The following is a 19,052-nucleotide window of genomic DNA, read 5'->3' as shown; positions in this document are numbered from 1 at the left end:
CTCACTCATCTCTCGACGTTGTTCGCCCACTTTGGCACAGCGCGGAAAACCCGCGCAACCTATTTTTCGCCGGGGGTCTTCGCATCTGGATCGGGCTTGCCGAACTGCTCGTTGCGGCCCAGGCTGCGCAGGTGGAACCATTCGCGCAGACCGGCCGGATCGCGGCGGGTGACCAGGAAGAACCAGGAGAAGCGGATCCATTCCTGGGGAAGCAGTTTGCGCATGCCGGGCTGGGACATCAGGTAGCCGCGGTTGCGGTAGGTGAAGTAGCGCTTGACCGGGTCGTCCGGATATTGCGTGTGCATGCGGCCACCGAGGATCGGCTTGAATTCGGCAGCGCCATTGGGATGCAGGTAGGCCGTCTGCAGGCAGGTGCCGAAGGGCAGGCCGGAGCGGACCAGCCTGCGGTGCACCTCGACCTCATCGCCGCGCACGAACAGCCGCAGATCGGGGACGCCGATCAGATCGACCGCCTTGGCCGAGATCAGCGCGCCGTTGAAGAGCGAGGCGATGCCGGGCAGGAAATCCTCGTCGCCCAGTTCGGAACGTAGCCGCCGCCAGACCACACCGCGGCGCAGCGGGAAGGCGAGGCGATCGGGTTCGTCGATATCGCAGACCACCGGCGATACCTCGACCAGGCCGTACCGCTGCGCGCAATCGAGCAGGGTGGCAAGGACTTCCGAACCGTCGGGGCGGCCGTCGTCATCGGCCAGCCACACCCAGTCCGCCCCGAGGGTCAGCGCGTGCAGCATGCCGAGCGCGAAACCGCCAGCGCCGCCGAGATTATGGGCCGAGCCGAGGTAGGTGCATTCCAGCGGCTGCTGGGCGACCAGATCCGCGACCTCGGGCTCGTTGCCGTTATCGACCACGATCAGGTGGTCCACCGGGCGGCTCTGGGAGGCAAGGACTTTCAGGGATTCGGCGAGCAGTTCAACGCGTTTGTGGGTGACGACGACGGCGACGATCTTGGCATCGGGGCCGGTGCTGGCGGGGGTGCGGGCGGCTTCGATCTGTGCTGGTGACGGGTCGTCGGAGTCGTCGGCCAGGTCGTCCGGGATCGGCCGGGCCCGGTCGTCCGCGGATCGAGGCTCCGTGGCGTTCGTGGTTTGCGCTGCCGCATCGTCTGCGGGCTGCGGCGCTGCGTTGTGCGACGCGGGGTCGTGTGGCGCGGGGTCGTTCGCCGGGGCGGCCGGGGTCGGTGCGTCGGAGTCTGCTGGCACGGAGTCGATCGGGGCCTCGCGCCCCGCGTCGATCGAGGCGTTCTGCTCGGTCGGCTCACTCATGCTGTGCCTATTTGGCATGATCGGGGGGCCCTGCGTGGTTACGCAGGCTACCTCCTTCGGGCCCTGACCGCTCATGCCTGATTCCGCTCCAATTCTCGCTCGGTCCCCATTGTCCGTTCCGCTTCCATTTCCCGCAGCACGGTGGCGACATGATTCCCCGCCTCGGGGCCCTCGTAGGCACGCACCACTTCTTCGATACCGCCGCGCAGGCGGATCTGCCCGTGGTCGACCCACATGGCGGTGTCACAGAGCTGGGCGAGAAATTCGTTGGAATGGCTGGCGAACACCAGGATGCCCGAGCGGGCCACCAGTGATTGCAACCGGAGCCGCGCCTTCTTCATGAATTCGGCGTCCACCGCGCCGATACCCTCGTCGAGCAGCAGGATCTCCGGATCGATCGAGGTCACCACGCCCATTGCGAGCCGCACCCGCATACCCGTGGAATAGGTGCGCAGCGGCATGGACAGATATTCGCCGAGTTCGGTGAAATCGGCGATCTCATCGATCTTCGCCATCATCTGCTTGCGCGTCTGCCCGAGGAAAAGCCCGCGGATGATGATGTTCTCGAAGCCGGAGATCTCCGGATCCATGCCGACGCCGAGGTCGAAGACCGGTGCCACCCGGCCGCGGATGCGCGCGCTGCCGCGCGAGGGTTCGTAGATTCCCGAGAGCAGCCGCAGCAGTGTCGATTTGCCCGCGCCGTTGTGGCCGACCAGGCCGACCCGGTCACCCTCTTTCAGCGAAAGCGTGATGTCGCGCAGCGCTTCCACCACCACGACATCGGACTGATTGCGGCCGATCGCACCGCCCGCCTTGCCGAGAAACGCCTTCTTCAGTGACCGCGATTTGGCGTCGAAGATCGGGAATTCGACCCACGCCTGGCGGGTTTCGATACTCACATGGTCGGTCATCGGGCCCGATCTCCTATACCCAGTACGGCACGCGCGAACGGTACTGCTTCATGGCGAAGATCGCCACGATCCAGCCGACCACGGTGATGGCGCCGACGATCACCCAGTGATACAGATGCTGATCGTCACCGAGCAACGGCGCGCGGACGATCTCCAGATAGTGGAAGGTCGGCACGATTTCGGCCAACTTGGCGCGCTCGCTCACCTGACCGCCCTGCGACTGCAGACTTTTCGTATTCCACATGACCGGAGTCAGCACGAAAAGCATCAGTGTGAGGCTGCCGAGGATCGGCGCGATATCGCGGTAGCGGGTGCTGAAGATGCCGAACACGATCGAGACCCACATCGAGTTCAGGAACACCAGCCCCAGCGCGGGAATGGCGAAAATCGCGGTCCAGTGCAGCTTTTCCCAAACCCCGAAGGCGACCAGCACCACCAGATAGATCAGCATGTTGTGCGCGAAGAACAGCAGCTGCCGCCAGACCAGGCGATAGACGTGCACGCTCAGCGCCGAGGGCAGCTGTTTGATCAGCCCCTCATTGGCGATGAACACCTCCGAGCCCTCGAGAATGCTGGCCTGGATCACATTCCAGACGATGATGCCGATGGCCACATACGGCAGATAGTCCTTGATCGACTGATCGAGCAGCGCCGCGTACAGAATGCCGATCGCGGCGGCCTGCACACCGGTCGCGATGGTGATCCAGAACGGACCGAGCACCGACCGGCGGTAGCGCTGTTTGATGTCCTGCCAGCCCAGCGACAGCCAGAGCTCGCGTTGGGCGAAGCCGCCGCGGAAGTCATTGAACGCGCGCCCGAAGGTCTGCGAGTCCGAGACGATCGGTGTTTCGATCGCCGCGGACTGTGCGTCCTCGGCTTGTTCGGTCGGCTGATCGACCGGGTTCTCATCCGCGGCTGCGGTGTTCTCGTCAGGTCGCACGGTTTCGGGACTCTCGTCGGAACGTGCTTGGCTGGTATCTGAACGCACTGAACTCTCTTCAGGACGATCCGGGCTGTCTTCGGGACGCGCCGTATTCACATCGGTAACCGAGTCGGGGCGAGCGGCAGCGGACGGCACGGTGCTCGACACTACCCTCGTAAATTCCAACCGATCCGGCTGGCACACACTGGCCGGGCGCGGCGCGGCTCAGAGATATTGTCCGGACCCGCCGGTGGCCGGGTTCCCGCGCGGGTCGGTCGCGTGGATGCCGGGCGGCAGCGCACCCTGACGCATCTGCTCCAACTGCGCCCGCGCCGCCATCTGCTGCGCGAACAGCGCCGTCTGAATGCCGTGGAACAGGCCCTCCAACCAGCCCACGAGCTGGGCCTGGGCAATGCGCAGTTCGGCATCGGAGGGGATGGCGTCATCGGTGAACGGCAGCGTGAGCCGCTCGAGCTCTTCGCGCAATTCCGGGGCGAGACCCTGTTCGAGTTCGCGCACCGAGGATTTGTGGATCTCGCGCAAGCGGGTCCGGCTGGCGTCGTCCAGCGGAGCCGCGCGCACTTCTTCCAGCAGCTGCTTGATCATGGTGCCGATGCGCATGACCTTCGCGGGCTGCTCGACCATATCGGCCAGCGATTCCTCGGCGTCTTCCTTATCGTCCGAATTGCCGGATTTCTCGTCGCCGTTGGTCACGACCTGCGCGGTGAAGGGCGTGTCGGTGCCGGACTCCGCCGGGATGGCCAGCGGCCTGCCGTCGGGCCCGATCACGACAATGGATTCCGGTGCTCCGTCCGATTGCGTCATGGTCCCCATCATGTCGCGTCCGCCGCGAACGCGCTAAGTCGGTCGTCTTCGATCAGGTCACCGGGTCGGTGCCGCGGCCGGGAGGCGACGTCTATTCTGTTCGGGTCGTGTGGTTCGGATTTGCTGAAAGTCGGTTGCCATGCTGAGTCCCAGTTCACTGCACCCCCGCCCGCCGGTGAGGGGGAACGCGGTTACCCAGGCTCGCCCGCGCCCCTTAGAGTGGCCAACATGACTTACGACGTCGCAAGGGTGCGGGGCCTGATTCCGTCCCTGGGCGACGGGTGGATCCATCTCGACCCGCAGGGCGGAATGCTGGTCCCGGATTCGGTATCTCGTGCCGTATCAACAGGTTTCCGGACCTCCTCGTTTTCTCATATCGGTCGCAACGGTGCCGCCGTGCGCAGTGCCGCGATTCTGGAGGCGGCCCGCGAGGCCGTCGCGGATCTGGTCGGCGGTGATCCAGCGGGCGTCGTGCTCGGGCCGGACCGCGCGGTGCTGCTGGCCTGGTTGGCGGAGTCGCTGAGTTCGCGCCTCGGCCTCGGCACCGGGATCGTGCTGTCGCGATTGGACGATGAGGCCAATGTCGCGCCGTGGTTGCGGATCGCGAATCGCTACGGCGCCCATGTGCGCTGGGCCGAGGTGGAGATCGAGACCTGTGAGATGCCGTCGTGGCAGTTCGAGGAACTGATCGGCCCGACCGCCCGGCTGGTCGCGCTGACCGCGGCATCGCCGATCGTCGGTTCCGCGCCCGCGGTGCGCGTCGCGGCGGATCGGGTGCACGAGGTGGGTGGGCTGCTCGTGGCCGACTGCTTCGGTGCCGCGCCCTATGCCCTTATTGATATCGACGAACTCAATGCCGATGTGGTCGCGCTGAGCGCGCCCGCGTGGGGTGGTCCGCAGATCGGCGCGCTGGTCTTCCGCGATCCGGCCTTTCTGGACCGGATTCCGTCGATGTCATTGAACCCCTACGCCAAGGGTGCCGAGCGCCTCGAGGTCGGCGGCCATCAGTACGCACTGCTCGCCGGGCTGACCACCTCCATTGATTTCCTCGCTGGCCTCGACGAACGGGCCAGGGGCTCGCGCCGCGAGCGGCTGGAGGTCTCCATCACCTCGCTGCAGGACTACCACGATCAACTCTTCGAGCACCTGATGAATGTGCTCGACAAGATCGCCAACCTGACCGTGATCGGCCGTGCCTCCACCCGCATCCCGACCGTCAGCTTCACCATGGCGGGCATGCAGGCCGAGAAGGTCGCCGCCAAACTCGCCGACGCCCGCATCGGCACCCTCAGCGGTGTGCACGGCGGCAGTCGCCTGCTCGACGCCCTTGGCGTCAATGACGAAGGCGGTGCGGTAACCGTCGGTTTGGCCCCGTACACAACAAAATTCGAAATCGACCAACTGGGTCGCGCCCTCGCCGCGCTGGAGTGACTAGACGTCCCTGACGTTCAGGACCACCTTGCCGAAGGTTTCGGCGGAGTCGAGCAGGCGGTGGGCCTCGGCGGCCTCGGTGATCGGCAGTTCGGCGTGCACGACCGGAACTATCGTGCCGTCGGCGATCAGTGGCCAGACGTGGCGGTTCAGTTCGGCGATGATGGTGGCCTTGCTATTGGCGCCGGTGATGGGTCGGTTGCGGACGTTATTGGCGTGAATCGTGCCCCATTTGCCCAGCAGCGCACCGAGATTCAGCTCGGCAGCGACCCCGCCCTGCATACCGATCACCACCAGGTGGCCGTGCTGGGCCAGCGCCTCGACATTGCGTGCGAGATAGGCAGCGCCCATGATGTCGAGAATGATATCCGCGCCCGGACCGCCGGCGCCGGACTCCTCGGCGCGGATCGCGGCCACGAAATCGTCCTCGCGGTAATTGATCAGCACGCGCGCGCCCAATTCGCGGCACTGCTTCAGTTTCTCGGTCGAGCCCGCGGTCACCGCGACGCGTGCGCCCTGGCTCACCGCGACCTGAATGGCGTGGGTACCGATGCCGCTGCCGCCGCCGTGGATCAACACCAGCTGTCCGGCCTGCAGTCCGGCGGTCATCGCGAGATTCGACCAGACCGTCGCGGCCGCCTCGGGCAGCGCCGCCGCGGCGGCGAGATCGAGCCCATCGGGCACCGCGAGCACCTGGGTTGCGGCGACCACGACCTTTTCCGCATATCCGCCGCCGGGCAGCAGCGCGCACACCCGGTCACCGACCTGCCACTCCCGCACCCCGTCACCGACCTCGGCAATGACGCCCGAGCACTCCAACCCCATGACCTCGCTGGCCCCGGGTGGTGGCGGATAGAACCCCTGCCGCTGCAACAGATCCGCGCGATTGACCCCCGCGGCGGCAACCTCGATCAGCACCTCGCCGTGCCCCGGCACCGGATCGGCCGCCTCGCCCCACTCCATCACCTCGGGTCCGCCGAACCCGTTCAGCTTGATAGCGCGCACCGCCCCATCCTGCCTCGGCCATCGCCCGCCCGCACCCGAACCCCGGCAAACGCGGCCGCCGGGCGGAAGTATGGCGAGCCTGGCCGAACTCGATCGCGCACTGATCGTGACAATGCGCTGAGTCGCTCGCCGCGCAGTGTTCGCACCCCGCCGCATGGCGAATGCGACCAGAGGCGGGGCCAGCTCACCGAGTTGGTTTGATCACATGTCCAAGTGATTCGGCGATCCGTTTTCCCAGTTCAGGCGGGCTTAGAATAGGTATCGTGCAACCCGAAACGACCAGCATCGCGCCCGTTGAGCCGCGATGGCTCTCAACATCGCAGCAACGTGCCTGGCGGGCGTATATGGATGGCAACCAGCGCTTGGCAACGGCGCTCAACCGCCAGCTGCAACGCGATTCCGATCTCACCCTCGCCGAGTACCGGATCCTCGTCCTGTTGTCCGAGGCCCCTGACCGTTCACTGCGGATGAGCGAACTGGCCGACGGCGTGCTTTCCTCGCGCAGTCGGCTCACCCACCAGATCCGCCGCCTGGAGTCGCAGCGGATGGTCCGACGCAATACCTGCCTCGAGGACGGCCGCGGCGTAATCGCCGAACTCACCGACGAGGGCATGCGCCGCCTGGAGGCCGCCGCCCCCGGCCACGTCGAGGCCGTCCGCCGCAACTTCATCGACCTGCTCGATTCCCAGCAGCTCGAGGTGGTGGGCGAGGTCTTCACGCGGGTAGATCACGAGATCGGCACCGGCGCCGACTGACCCGGCACACCACCCCTCGACGAGCGCCCCGGCCCGCCGGGTACTCTCGTTGGCCTGGAGACGTGGCAGAGCGGCCGAATGCACTCGCCTTGAAAGCGAGCGTCGCGAGAGCGACCGGGGGTTCAAATCCCTCCGTCTCCGCAACGGTTTTCGTCGATTACTCGTCGCATACCTGGATGGAGGTCTGGTCGATGATGCGGTCGTCGCTCAGATCCGCGACCGGGCTGGCCAGTACACGGACGCCGTCGGGGTACTGACACATGAGGCGGCGTGGTCGCCGTCGACCGCGCGCTCTCCAGCTTGTGGGGCATATCCCGGCCCAGCACCAGTCAATTCACCGGTGGTGCGACTTCGAGATCTTGCCCGTGTTGTAAGTGTGTTGCGGGTCGATTGAGATATGGCCTTGCCTGTCAGTCGATTTCAGCGGAACTAGCTCAACGATTCTGCATAAGCCCGAGCGTCAATGGCTTCCAGGGTGGCGATCTCGGCGTCGTCAATTGCCATCAAGGCATAGTCGATCGAAGCCGAGGCATAGCCCTCTGCGTCGTCGGCTCGGCGACTTGCGACCTTCCGGTCGTGAATGTCTTTCTTGGTCGCAATAGTGTTCTTGATCTTCTCGATCCGCTTGTTGTGCTCTGCCTGGAGTGTGCCCCAGTCGGAAGCCGCGGCAGCCTTCCGTGCTGCGACATCCGCCTTGAAATTATCCTGCCTGACTTTTGCGTGCGCTTTGGCGGAATTTATAGCGGCATCCATTTTCTTCCCAGTTTCTTTCTGGGCCGCCACTATCTCCTGTTCTGCGTGCTGTGCGTGGTCTTTAAGTTCTTGTACTTTTTCTGAAATCTTCGTCATGACTCTCTTTCCTTTCATTTCCTAATATATCCACAAATGCTATTATAGCTCTTGGTGAACTTGAACGACAAGATGTGACGAATGTGTATCTCGAATCCCGTATACCGCCGGGTAAGGGATAGGAGAATTGTAATTGGTCACGGTCCGGCCGACGCGGCATCGTCGCTGGCGTATTTCGTTGTGGCACAGTGCGTTAATACATCCTCAGCCCTATGGGCCATTTGTCGAGTTGGTGGTTGCCCAGGCCGCGGAGACAGCCGCGTTCGGAATCCGAACGCACGGCGGGAAGGTCGGCCCAGAAGCAATGGCATTGTTCACGAAAGCGTGTTGCTTCCGTGTCATCGGATCGAATTCCGTCCCAATGATTTCCAGCATTCATGCTGATAGAAAGTGCGCCCGAAGGGATTCGAACCCCTAAACTTCTGAGCAGGCCCGCATCCTCGACCACGAACAATCCACCCAGCTCGCGACCGGAGCCATCGAGGTCGACCGGACCGTCAGCGCGATCGGCTACGCCGACCTGGCCAACAGAACCTGTTCGGGTCCCAGTCGAGCCCGACCTGCCGGGCGGTCTGGCTAGCTCTGCTCCCACGCGGCGACCGGCAGCGACAAGTAGACCCCGAAATCGTCCAGTCCAGTCGCCTGCTCGATATCTGCATGCAGCCGCTCGACCCGCTCCTGCCTATTGTCGGCCCGGCTGGCGAACCACTTCGACCGCACCTCGATCACCACATCCAGCCCACTGCGATCGAACGGACCCAACTCCCGGAATCGAATCTCGACATCTCCCGGCCGCAGATTCGAGTCGTATGGTTCCTCCGGGCATTCGACCGCGACCGACACCAGATGCGGAAGTCGTTGCGCGAGTTCCCGAAGAATCGTCTCGGGGACACGCGGTGCATAGGTCACCTCGATCAACGGCACGCCGAGAGTGTATCGCCCGCCGATCCCCGCAATCAGGGCTCGGCGACGTCGCCCGCCACAGAGCCGACAACCACCAATCTGTCCAGGTCCGAGGTCGAGCTTCCGGTGAAGCCGAAACGTCAAGCGTCCCTTGAAGCCCGATACCTGTTTGCGTGACGGACTGCGCGTGGCTACCACGATTACTCAATTGCCGACCGAAGGAACCCGCGATACGCGGCATTGCAGGCTCGAGCAAGCACAAGCTCGAGTCGTTGCAGGCCAACCACATTATGGTTGAGCAGGGTCGCCGAGCAGTGCCAGTGCTGCGCGGAGAAGAAGGATGGCACACGGGCGGAAAAGGGTTAGGCACGGTGCTGTGCCCGTGAGCCGGTCTGCGAACAGTTCCCAAGTGCGTTCTGTCCCAGGAGTTTTCGTGCGGTCTGCTGCCTATCCGCTGCCTCCGAACAGCTGATCCGTCTTGCAGCTCGCCCTGTGCTCGTCTCGGCTCGCGCGAAAACCACGTCGGTGTACTGTCCCTGACGACCACCGCGCTCGATGCCGGGCGAGCGGCGCACCTATGTGTTGTCGCTGATCACGCTTGTCGAGTGCTTGTTTCGTCATCGTCTGGAGCCACGCATTTGAGCACAACGCTGTCCCCCGACCAGCCAGAGACCCCGCCTGTGGCATCTGCCTCGCCCGGCGACACCGACGGGCCCCGCTTCCCGCTGTACTCCCCGGAGTTCTCCTCCGATCCGCACCGCGTCTATCGCGACATGCGCGACCGCTACGGTTCGCTCGTGCCGGTGGAACTCGCTCCGGGGGTTCCCGCGACGCTGGTGATCGGCTACTACCAGGCGCTGCGGATCCTCAACGATCCTGACCGGTTCCCGGCCGACCCACGCATCTGGGAAAAGGACATCCCCCACGACTGCCCGGTACTACCGATCCTTCAATACCGGCCGACCGCGGTGCACAGCGCCGGAGCCGAACATACCCGGTTCCGTCAGGCGAACACCGCTGCCCTCGCGGGCGTCGACCTCTACGCCATGCGCACCACCGTGGCGCGGATCGCGGTGTCGCTGATCAACACGTTCTGCGAAGCCGGTTCGGCGGATCTGATCAGCCAGTACGCGTTCCCGCTCACCTTCGCCGTGGTCAACAACATACTGGGCTGCTCGGCGCAGATCGGGCAGCGCGTCACAGCCGCCATGGCGGCGATCTTCGAGGGCATCGAAGCGCAGCAGGGAATCCAGATGTTCACCGAGGCGCTGTCGGAGCTGGTTGCCCTCAAGCGCGCCCACCCCGGCGACGACGCCACCACGCGGCTGCTGAACCACCCGGCCGAGCTCGACGACATGGAGATGGTCCACCAGCTGGCCAACCTCTACGGCGGCGGCATCGAACCGACACTCAACCTGATCATCAACACCCTCCGGCTGATCCTCACCGACGACCGATTCGCCGGCGGCGTCCTCGGCGGTAGCCTGCAAACCCGCGATGCTCTCGATGAAGTGTTGTTCACCGACCCACCATTCGCCAACCACTGCCCCAGCTACCCGCGGCAGCCGACTCTTATCGACGATGTCTGGTTGCCTGCTCATCAGCCGATCATCATCAGTATGACGGGCTGCAACAACGATCCCGGGGTGAATATCGGCGTGTACACGGACAACCGCTCGCACCTGGCGTGGGGTGCGGGACCGCATGCGTGCCCTGCCCGCGACGTCGCCTATCTGGTCGCTCAGGATGCCATAGACCAGCTTCTGGACGCCCTGCCCGATATCCATTTGGCTGTGCCCACCGACCGATTGACCTGGCGGCCCGGGCCCTTCCATCGAGCCTTGGTGTCTCTGCCCGTGACCTTCCCGAAATCCTCGCCACTGGATGCGATTTGAGCGCCGCGAAGCGCCCTTTACTCACCCGGACCGAAGTCGGATCATGGGGCCACGAGAAGGCGGGAACCCAAGCCGCGATGTGAATCTCTAGGCGTGAGGTTCGTCGTGTGCCTGCCCTGCTGCTCGGTCGTGTGCGGAGTGGGCTCATGAAGATCAAAGGGCGGGTTGGCCTGAAGGGCTGCCGCCTCTTGACCACCCGTACCGGTGGGATCGTCAGTCCACAAAAGCTCAGTGGTCAACTCCGTAAGGCGCGGGGCTTCGCGTGGGTGACGCCGAAACATTCCGCAAACAGTCGGTACGACGGTGAAGTGCAAGAAGGGGTTGGAGGCCGCATCCCAACAGCTGCGAGATGGCTCCAAGGCCCGTTGCGTACTCACTGCGCACCCGAAACGGCCGATGGCGTGGTCTGTCCGCCGTTTTCGCACAGAAAGCTCACGCGGACCACGGCCGTTCAGCTGCCACTTGTGGTGAATTGGGGCGACGTGGCGGAGTCTCTAGCGGCCGGAGCCGCTGGCCGACAGCGATCCCAGCAGGCAGCCCCAGTGCGGGGCGCCGCCGGGACAGCCAGGGCTGGCGACCGGATCCGACTGTTCGACAACGGGTTCGGCGGGCTGCAGCGGGATGGCCGAAGCCGGCACGACTGCGGCCAAAGGCGCCAGCAGGATTGTTCCGGCAAGCACTCCGGCACGAACGTGGTTACGCATCTATGTTTCCTTTCGAGCGGTGAGGGGAGCCGTCGCCAGGAGACGCTATCGGTGTCGCAGACATTGCGGACAGACCCGGGAAGGTACGCCACCAAAACTGGTGGCTTCGCCGCCGCGACTTTCCTGCCGCCGTCCCCCGCGCCCCAGGTGGGTGATCCGTCGGACCAGCCACATACTGGCCATCCCTGAGCGGAGGGAGGGCGCGTCAAGGGCGCTCTTTCCCTTGACTCGTCCGAGTTAGGTCAGACAATTGGGCCATGAGGAGGCAGGGACTCTCAACCACGTCTCCGTCACCGCGGATTCCGTTCAGCAATTCCGCTGCTCTGCGATCGTCGAAGTCTGCGGCCCTGCAACCTGCGCTGGTCCGATGTCGATTTGCTCGCTGATCCACCGACAATGACCGCGGATGGCACGGCGTTGGATCACGGTCGCCGGGAAGGGCGTGCATCGTCAGGATGAACGCAAGGGTGGCGCTCCAGCGCATACGGTCGTTCTTCCGAAGTTGGCGGTGGAAGCATTGACCACGTTGTTCGGCAACGCCACCGATGCGAACGGTCCAGTGTTCGCCAATCGTGACGGCGGATGGATGAGCCTGGCGAACCTGCGTCGGTCACTGCGGTCGGCTCTGCCTGAGAGCTGCGATGGGTGATGCCGTACAGCTTCCGACGGACCGTGGCGACGGTGGTCCGAGACGACCTCGGTCCGGCTCACGCTCAGGCCCAGCTGTCGCACGCGAAGCTCTCGACCACCGAGCAGCACTACCTTCAGCGGCAGACCCAAGGACCGGATGTTCGGAACACCCTCGACCGATACGCCGAGGGAAAGTAACGGATCGTTTGTATGGGCAGGTACCGGATTCGGTGCAATTACCCCTGAATGCCAATCGACCCCCAAACTGTTTACGCAGTTCAGGGGCCGATTTCTGTGCGCCCGAAGGGATTCGAACCCCTAACCTTCTGATCGAGAGTTCCGGTCAATGTGCTTGTAGCGCTCGGATATTGGTGTGGGGGCGTGAATTCTGGGGTCGAGTGGGTGCGTTTGTGATCCGTGTAGGCGCTGGCTGTTTGCGTACGGGGAATCGCATGTAACCACGCGAAGGTTTGGGATAATTTTGGGATGGGTTGAGTCTGCGTCACTCCTGCGACGGAATCCAAACGGTTTTTCATTCCACTGAGCGACTGGCCGTCGCGCGCATTTGGGGGCGCGTCGCCGGTTCGGCGGGGCGCGCCGAACATGCCAGCGCGGCACTTCCCATCCGTGGTAAATCGCGAGGTCGTTCGATACCGTCTGGTCGGTTCTCGGTCTGTCGCCAGGACCGCGAGGGGTCGGAGTCGAGCTTCGTGCGCATGCTCGGGGAAGCGATAGCGGGGCTCGGCTCCGCCGAATCAGGCGGTGCGATGTTTCCGAGAGACATGCTCTACCCGGGCGAATCGCTCGAGGACCCCGGATAACGCTGGCTGGCTGTATCGGGTGCGCCAGCCGGGTGCGGTCAACCGCGGCCGAGCCTGGCAGTTCGGGCAAGAGGTAGTAACGGCCGCAACGGTTTTCGTGACGTCTCGGGCAATCGGCCCAGGGGCATCACCATGCAGTGCATCCCGCGCGGTAAACGGATCCCTGGATAGCCAACTCGTGTCTTCCGGAGCGCATGGCAAATGCGGTCATGACCGCTGCGCAGCGGGCCGGTGCTTGTGGACGGCGGCGGTGATGTCGTCGAGAGGATGGTCCAAGGATTGGCCCGGAACGATGATCGGTGTGCCGTGGCGAGCGAGGTTGGTGCCGGGCCGCAAGGTTTTCGGCCTCGCCACCGCGGATGTCCGACTCGCCTGACCTCCGCCAGGGGTTCAGCCAAGGTAAGCCCAGAAGCCGCCGTAGCCCGAGTTTCCGCAGGGTAGGGCTTCAGCTTCGGCACTCGATCCGGTGACGCCGGGGGACGGGATTGGGAATGCGTCAGCCGTTGATTATGAAGCCGAGACCTCCTGCCGGTGTTTCGTCGCCTTCTCGTTGCTGACTCACTTCGAAGGGGGCGAACTGCCCCCTATCGATCCGGTTGGCCAGCCCGATGCTCACATAGAGGCGCCGTTGTTCCCCAGGCTCCAAGGTGAGGCGAAGCCGGTCCTCGCCGCGCCCGTCCTCACGGTCCGACACTGTCAGCTGCGCTTCCGCGAAAATGGGTTGGCCGCCGACAGCGTTGGCTAGAGCCTCGAAATGCGCTTCCCTGACTTGCTTGGCGAGAACCAGGAACTCAGTGGTTTCCTGAAAGGGGTTCCCGACAAGGAATGGAAGCACTACCGGAACTCCGGGCTGGGCGGCCGCCGCGACGAGATTGCGCTGGGCCCAATGCCGGTCATTGACTGGGTCGACGACCACTCCGGCGCGGTCGTACTGGTGGGACACACGGGCGAGCAGACAGATGTGGTTCGGTGCCGACGGTGGGATCACTTTGCTCATGACGAGCGTGGTGTTACGTCCACCGCGTGGGGGCACATCTACGGTGCGGTAACCGATGAGGTTGTCCGGTCCGACGACGAATCCCGCCGTAGGGTCCGACCACCACACGGTTACCTGGGCGATCGATGGTGTGTTGGCACCGCCGTAGTTGGCGATGTCGACCGTGACGTCGAGTTGCTGGCCGGGTTGATAGGGCGATGCGTGGATGCTTTCGCAGAGGTACCACACCGCCTTGTTGGCGGGTACAGGTCTGACATCGCCATCGTCGCCCGGTTTTGTCAGGTCCGTGGAGTTCCAATATGGGATGACGAAGTGGGGGCGCGAATCGAATGGTCTTTCGTCGTTGGGTGGCATTGGATTTGACCCTTACCCTTCAGATTTCGTCGTAGCTAAGGACGCCGACATTTATGGGTTGGTCGGTGATGGAGCCCCTTGGCTGCCAACAGGCATGGAGCCACGCGCGGTCGGCGTCCAAGTCGAGGTTCGTTGAGTCCTGTTCACCGAGTGCCATCTGGGTCCACGTCTGCAGGCTGAGGTCGGCCGCAGAGGTGGTGCCGACAGCCGGTACGCGGGCAAGGACCGCGGCTGGTGTGTCGCCGGGTGTGTAGCGCACCGAGAACGAGGCGGCCAGTTCAACGTTGGTGTTCGGGTACTCGTCCCAGCGGGGGCCGGTTTCCGGCAGCTTCGGCCAGTCGCCGGGCTCGACACTGGGAATGGCCACGTATTGGCGGTAGCGCCACCGGTCAAGCAACTGGTCGGGGTAGACGAGTCCGAAGACGGCGAGGAACTCGTATGCCTTCTGCAACCCTTCCCACGTCAGGCATTGCAAATTGTGCAGATCCCCGATGAGTTGGGCGATTTGGTCGCTTTGTGAGATCGCGTCGATGTTGTCGGAAGTGAGAGCCTGCGGGTCGCCTGCGCTGATTTCCACAGCAGCATTTACGCCGCCGGGGAAGGCAGCTTCCCAGTTCTGGGTGATGTCGTCCCACAGTTGGCATCGGTCGTGGTCTTTCCAACGGATCACGCACGCCATCCATCCGCCGAGGAGGAAGAGGAAGGCCCAGCCGATTGATTCCCAGAAGGGACCACATTTGACTTCGGTGGAGGCGGGCGGCTCAGAGTGGTCTGGGCCGTCGTCGGTGCCGATGTTTTGCGGCATGATTCCCCCGCCGCCAGCAGGACTTTTTCCGGCTCCTGGTGGTTGGCCTGCTTCGACTAGTCCGGTGTCCTCAGGTATCGACGGTTGATAGGGGTTGCCCAGATCCCCGAACAACAGGGTTTGGAATGGTTCGCGAGGCACGGCTGGGGGTTGGGGGATGCGGAAGGAGTCAAGGAGTTTCAGGTGTGTCTGCAGGCGCTCGTAACCGAGTTGTAGATCGGGAAACGCTGGTAGGTCCGCGTCGCGGAAAACGTTCGACGCCACGTTTTCGATAAGGCCCACCATGGATGCCGGCAGGCCAGTGGGAAACGCCTCGTGAAGAGTTTGCGCCACGGAGTTGAGCGAGGGAACCGATGGATCGTTCTGCGCAGCCCAGCTGCCTATCGTGTTGCGGGCTAGGCGATCTCGGTACGGATGTGCTCGGCGTGGGCCGCCGACAACCTGAGTGAGATATGCCGAGCCAGCTGCGTTGGCGCCGTAGCTGGAGAGCACGCCGAGCGCGAATGCGCTCGTTTGTTGATCATTGGCGATGTTTCGGATCTCCCGGGCGAAGGCTTCTGTGCGTCGGGCCAAGAACAGGTCGCCCCACCGCCAGTTGGTCAGTGTGCGGTCTTCCTGGCGTGGATGTGGCGGCAAGTGCTTCATCGTCGCGATGTCCTGACGAAGGACCTGGATGTCGTCGATCTGGGTGAGCACTTGTTGGGTCAAAGGCTGTATCTGCGCGGTGGCTGTGTTGAGCCCCGCCACGGCGTTTGCATTGTGTGGATCGCTGAGTGCGGTTTCCAGCCGCAACCGGAACTCACCGAGGGTCTCGTAGACGGCAAGACCTTGTTTCCACAGGTCAGCGGCACGGCGCAGTAGATCAAGTTCGTATCCGTCGGAGGATGCGTGCCAGATCACGTGGTCGATCATTGCGCCGAGCGCGACGGCGCCCGGTTGCTGGTCTGCATCTGCCACTTGCGCATCGCGTGCCGCCGCCAAGACGGGTTCGTTGAAGTTGGTGAGCGCCAACTGTTCGCGAAAGGCATCTAGGGCGGCCAAGTGAACCCGATAGTCGATCATGTGGACCCTGCTTTCTGCGTCGCGGAGAACAGCTTTCGCGGCTGCTCGACGATGTTGAAAGGGTTACGCCTTTGACCTAACCACCCGGCCGAGGTGAAGAAATAGCTAGGAGACAACGGCGATCAGATCGCCATACTGTAGGACCTGACCGGGGACCACGATCGAGGTGACTTCGCCGTCGATCGGGGCGGTCACTGGGATCTCCATCATCATTGAGTCGAGGAGAACCAGTCTCTGGTCGGCATGCACCTGGTCGCCGACGGCCACCTTGACCGCTTGCACAGTGGACACTATCTCCGCGCGCACTTCCTCAGCCATGACACCCCGTTCGCTAGGGTCTGTTTCGGCAGCCAGAGCGGGCGCCATCCGCTGAAGACCGGACGACCTCATGCGGTGGAGCACCACTCATCCTGCCATCGCAACCCTGGCAATGGTGTCGAAATTCGCGAGCAAACTCATCGAGCAGGTACAGGCGCAGATGCCGCGCCAGATGAATCCCGGCACCGCGCGGAACCGGTCGCCGCCCTCGCTGGCCGTCGCCGATTGTTTTTTCGGCGATTACTACCGGGACCCCGTGTGGTGCAGAGCTCGAAATCGTTTCCGATGTTGGAGACTGCGATCAGGTGGGCGCAGCTGGTCGACCATTTCGGTGTCGCGGATGCGATGGCTTTGCTGGACTTTCAGCGCGGCAGCGCCGCGGCGCCAGCGACGGTGACCGACTGGTTGAACACCTACGTCGACCATCTCACCGGTATCGAGCCGTACACCAAACGTAAGTACCGCGCCTACGGGTCAGATGCGAAAAATGTTGCGACGCTAGGGGTTCACAAGTTGTTGCCGACGCCTACCGGTGGCAGGTTTTCCGCAGCGCTGGGATTGCCCGCATGCATTGGGATCCCGGCGTTCGGCAAGTGAGTTCGTTTCTCGGAGGTTCACCGGTCCCGCGCGGGACACGCTGACCGGATTGCTCGGTGGCCGCTGTTGCCAGACGTGGGCAGTGCAACGCGGCGCCCAAATCAGGGGGAGGGCATACACTGCGGCCGAACGGTCTGCAAACGGAGGTGGCGCACGCTCGAAACCTCGCAAACCGGTCCATGTAAGGCCTGGCGGCGGCCAGGAGAAAGAGAGTCCGCAATGAATTTTCAATCGATTTTGTCGCTGATCCTCAGCGCCGGAAGCAGTGTTCTGTCCCTTGGCAGCAGCATGCTCTGACCGTGACGATCTGCCCCCGATAGACGTGCCGATCTACACGGGTCCGACGGCCGGAGGTCCATCGGATGACCTGCTCGCGCATCTGTGCCGTACGGGAAGCGCTTCCGCGCGGCGCGGCTGCCCGCCGGTTGGATCGCTCGTGTGCGGCTGCTGCCGAACCTGACAATCGGGGAGCTAGCAGCCGGCGGCGGCAACGAATGCCCCAGAGGTCAACCGCTGCTGGATCTGCTCGGCCGTCGCCGCGGTGTGCGGCCACCATGCTTCGGTGGGCCCCGGCGGGAATTCGTTGCGCAACTGGCCATTTCGCAGCCGCTGCTCAGCGGCGACCGAGGTGACCGCGGCCAATGGCTTGCGGGTGCTGTGCTTGACACTGGAGGTCACAGGACCCTCCCGAACAACACGCTCAACGCCTCCGGGTCGTAGCCCGGTGCCGGCGGTGGCGGCTCGTCGCGCCGATCGGCAGTGCGGGCATGATGGGCTAGAACTCCGGCGATCACCTCGTCCCTGTTCGGTGTCAGGTAGATCTCGGTGGTGGACAGATGCGCGTGTCCCATGACCAACTGCACGTCGCTGAGCGTCAGCTGCGGATCCTGGGCCATTCTGGCGGGCCGCGCTGTGGCGCAGGTCGTGCAATGTCCAATCCGCTCCGAGAACAGCATTGGCCCGCTCGAATATCCGGTGCGCTGCATGGTAATTCAACGGCCTGCGTGGTCGCCGCAGCGTCCACCACACCCGCTGCGTGCGACCCCGGGGGATCTGGCCGTGTAGTTCCTCCTGATATAACCGCAACCAGACGAACGCATCCGCCGACGCCGGAACCTGCTGCGTGGCACGAGTTCCCTTGCGCACCACCGTGATCAGTTGCTGGTGCGGGTCGATGTCGCAGTGCCGAACCCCCAGCAGCTCCGACGCCCGCACCCCGGTCGAGATCCAGAACGCCACCAGCGCCCGGTCCCGATTCGACCCCAACGCCGCGAACAGCTCGTTGAACCGGTGATCGGGAATCGCGCGGGGAATCCGATGCGGAACCTTCGGCCGGTAACGGCCTACCCGTTCGCGCGCCCACCCATCCATCGGATTGTGGTGCGCGTGCGCACGCCGGTAACGCCGGGACGGATCGAGCGGGAACGGATTCAGGATCGGCCCGGTGCCCGCATCCCGATGAAAATCGTAGAAGCCCCGCAGCACCGTCTCCGAGTGCGCCACCGTCGCCGGTGCATACCCGTCCACCAGTGCGGGCTTTCCGGTGATCGGATTCGGTGCTCCCGCAACACCATTCACCCAGCCAGAACTGCTGGAACGATCGACCCCGCGCCGCTGTTTCGCCGTCAGCTGGATCCAGTAACTGAAATCGCGGGCCTCGGTTCGGGTCGCGCGGCCCCAGCCGACCTCCACCGCGTGCAAGAACCGCCACCACCGCAATAAGTCCATGCCGTATGAGCGCAGCGTCGCCGCTGACCGCCCCGCCGCGAGCAACTCGCGCAGAAACACGACCACCGGCTCGACCACGACTCCGTCCGCGTCCAACAGCCGATGCGGCTCGGCGTGCTCGCCAGTGGCTTCCAACCCCTCGTGCGCTTGGCACACGCAGCTGATCTGCTGGATGCCGGTTGTGCCGATACGAGTGTCCTTCATTCGGCATCACCGCTGTCGACCTGGAGAAATTGACAAGACTTGTGGATCGTGGG

General features: G+C 64.0%; 16 protein-coding genes, 1 tRNA gene and 1 pseudogene. 6 read left to right on the top strand and 12 right to left on the bottom strand.

Annotation, left to right across the window (positions count from 1 at the left end):
• Nucleotides 1-59: 59 nt before the first annotated feature.
• The 4 genes from ABZ293_RS12830 to ABZ293_RS12815 all read right to left on the bottom strand — a co-directional run bounded on the left by ABZ293_RS12830 (nucleotide 60) and on the right by ABZ293_RS12815 (nucleotide 3,941).
• Nucleotides 60-1,010 (bottom strand): glycosyltransferase family 2 protein, encoded by a 951-nt coding sequence (locus tag ABZ293_RS12830; protein WP_354959683.1) that lies wholly within the window; start codon nucleotides 1,008-1,010, stop codon nucleotides 60-62.
• A gap of 344 nt (nucleotides 1,011-1,354) precedes the next feature.
• Nucleotides 1,355-2,194, bottom strand: a complete 840-nt coding sequence (locus ABZ293_RS12825) for an ABC transporter ATP-binding protein (protein ID WP_354959662.1) — start codon at nucleotides 2,192-2,194, stop codon at nucleotides 1,355-1,357.
• 13 nt (nucleotides 2,195-2,207) lie between these two features.
• Nucleotides 2,208-3,035: an ABC transporter permease gene (locus ABZ293_RS12820; RefSeq protein WP_354959682.1), complete on the bottom strand. Its 828-nt coding sequence runs from the start codon at nucleotides 3,033-3,035 to the stop codon at nucleotides 2,208-2,210.
• 306 nt (nucleotides 3,036-3,341) lie between these two features.
• The gene (locus ABZ293_RS12815; RefSeq protein ID WP_355180076.1) at nucleotides 3,342-3,941 is read right to left on the bottom strand and encodes a bacterial proteasome activator family protein; all 600 of its coding nucleotides are present in this window, start codon (nucleotides 3,939-3,941) and stop codon (nucleotides 3,342-3,344) included.
• A 228-nt stretch (nucleotides 3,942-4,169) separates the two neighbouring features.
• On the opposite strand from ABZ293_RS12815, the gene ABZ293_RS12810 reads away from it, so the two are divergent.
• Nucleotides 4,170-5,372 (top strand): cysteine desulfurase-like protein, encoded by a 1,203-nt coding sequence (locus ABZ293_RS12810; protein ID WP_355180074.1) that lies wholly within the window; start codon nucleotides 4,170-4,172, stop codon nucleotides 5,370-5,372.
• Here ABZ293_RS12810 and ABZ293_RS12805 read toward each other — a convergent pair whose 3' ends face one another.
• Entirely contained in the window at nucleotides 5,373-6,377 is a 1,005-nt protein-coding gene (locus tag ABZ293_RS12805; RefSeq protein WP_355180072.1) for an NAD(P)H-quinone oxidoreductase, read from the bottom strand.
• Nucleotides 6,378-6,721: 344 nt separating this feature from the next.
• Here ABZ293_RS12805 and ABZ293_RS12800 point away from each other — a divergent pair, with 344 nt between their 5' ends.
• Together ABZ293_RS12800 and ABZ293_RS12795 are read left to right on the top strand one after the other, a co-directional pair.
• Nucleotides 6,722-7,132, top strand: a complete 411-nt coding sequence (locus tag ABZ293_RS12800) for a MarR family transcriptional regulator (RefSeq protein ID WP_355180359.1) — start codon at nucleotides 6,722-6,724, stop codon at nucleotides 7,130-7,132.
• Nucleotides 7,133-7,188: 56 nt separating this feature from the next.
• Nucleotides 7,189-7,273: transfer RNA gene (locus ABZ293_RS12795), tRNA-Ser, on the top strand.
• Nucleotides 7,274-7,561: 288 nt separating this feature from the next.
• On the opposite strand, the gene ABZ293_RS12790 is transcribed toward ABZ293_RS12795, so the two are convergent.
• A complete protein-coding gene (locus ABZ293_RS12790) occupies nucleotides 7,562-7,981 on the bottom strand; it encodes a hypothetical protein (protein WP_355180070.1) in 420 nt (139 codons plus the stop codon).
• A gap of 576 nt (nucleotides 7,982-8,557) precedes the next feature.
• The gene (locus tag ABZ293_RS12785) at nucleotides 8,558-8,905 is read right to left on the bottom strand and encodes a hypothetical protein (protein ID WP_355180068.1); all 348 of its coding nucleotides are present in this window, start codon (nucleotides 8,903-8,905) and stop codon (nucleotides 8,558-8,560) included.
• A gap of 659 nt (nucleotides 8,906-9,564) precedes the next feature.
• Here ABZ293_RS12785 and ABZ293_RS12780 point away from each other — a divergent pair.
• On the top strand, nucleotides 9,565-10,779 hold the full coding sequence (locus tag ABZ293_RS12780) for a cytochrome P450 (RefSeq protein ID WP_355180066.1): 1,215 nt from the start codon (nucleotides 9,565-9,567) through the stop codon (nucleotides 10,777-10,779).
• A 494-nt stretch (nucleotides 10,780-11,273) separates the two neighbouring features.
• On the opposite strand, the gene ABZ293_RS12775 is transcribed toward ABZ293_RS12780, so the two are convergent.
• Nucleotides 11,274-11,483: a hypothetical protein gene (locus tag ABZ293_RS12775; RefSeq protein ID WP_355180064.1), complete on the bottom strand. Its 210-nt coding sequence runs from the start codon at nucleotides 11,481-11,483 to the stop codon at nucleotides 11,274-11,276.
• 357 nt (nucleotides 11,484-11,840) lie between these two features.
• Here ABZ293_RS12775 and ABZ293_RS12770 point away from each other — a divergent pair.
• Nucleotides 11,841-12,311: pseudogene (locus tag ABZ293_RS12770) on the top strand (site-specific integrase); the annotation flags it as partial.
• Nucleotides 12,312-13,430: 1,119 nt separating this feature from the next.
• Here ABZ293_RS12770 and ABZ293_RS12765 read toward each other — a convergent pair.
• From ABZ293_RS12765 to ABZ293_RS12755, 3 genes are all read right to left on the bottom strand, one after another.
• Nucleotides 13,431-14,285, bottom strand: coding sequence for a hypothetical protein (locus ABZ293_RS12765; protein WP_355180062.1), 855 nt, complete (start codon nucleotides 14,283-14,285; stop codon nucleotides 13,431-13,433).
• A gap of 19 nt (nucleotides 14,286-14,304) precedes the next feature.
• Nucleotides 14,305-16,152: a hypothetical protein gene (locus tag ABZ293_RS12760; protein WP_355180060.1), complete on the bottom strand. Its 1,848-nt coding sequence runs from the start codon at nucleotides 16,150-16,152 to the stop codon at nucleotides 14,305-14,307.
• A 105-nt stretch (nucleotides 16,153-16,257) separates the two neighbouring features.
• Nucleotides 16,258-16,470, bottom strand: a complete 213-nt coding sequence (locus ABZ293_RS12755) for a biotin/lipoyl-binding carrier protein (RefSeq protein WP_355180058.1) — start codon at nucleotides 16,468-16,470, stop codon at nucleotides 16,258-16,260.
• A 258-nt stretch (nucleotides 16,471-16,728) separates the two neighbouring features.
• Between ABZ293_RS12755 and ABZ293_RS12750 the strand changes: the two genes are divergently transcribed.
• A complete protein-coding gene (locus ABZ293_RS12750; protein ID WP_355180056.1) occupies nucleotides 16,729-17,067 on the top strand; it encodes a hypothetical protein in 339 nt (112 codons plus the stop codon).
• A gap of 471 nt (nucleotides 17,068-17,538) precedes the next feature.
• Here the strand turns inward: ABZ293_RS12750 and ABZ293_RS12745 are convergent, their stop codons facing one another.
• Nucleotides 17,539-18,999: a tyrosine-type recombinase/integrase gene (locus ABZ293_RS12745; protein WP_355180054.1), complete on the bottom strand. Its 1,461-nt coding sequence runs from the start codon at nucleotides 18,997-18,999 to the stop codon at nucleotides 17,539-17,541.
• Nucleotides 19,000-19,052 lie beyond the last annotated feature (53 nt).

Origin of the sequence: Nocardia sp. NPDC005998, from assembly GCF_040614395.1 — a bacterium.
Classification (GTDB): Bacteria; Actinomycetota; Actinomycetes; order Mycobacteriales; family Mycobacteriaceae; genus Nocardia.
This window is presented reverse-complemented; position numbering and strand designations above follow the sequence as displayed.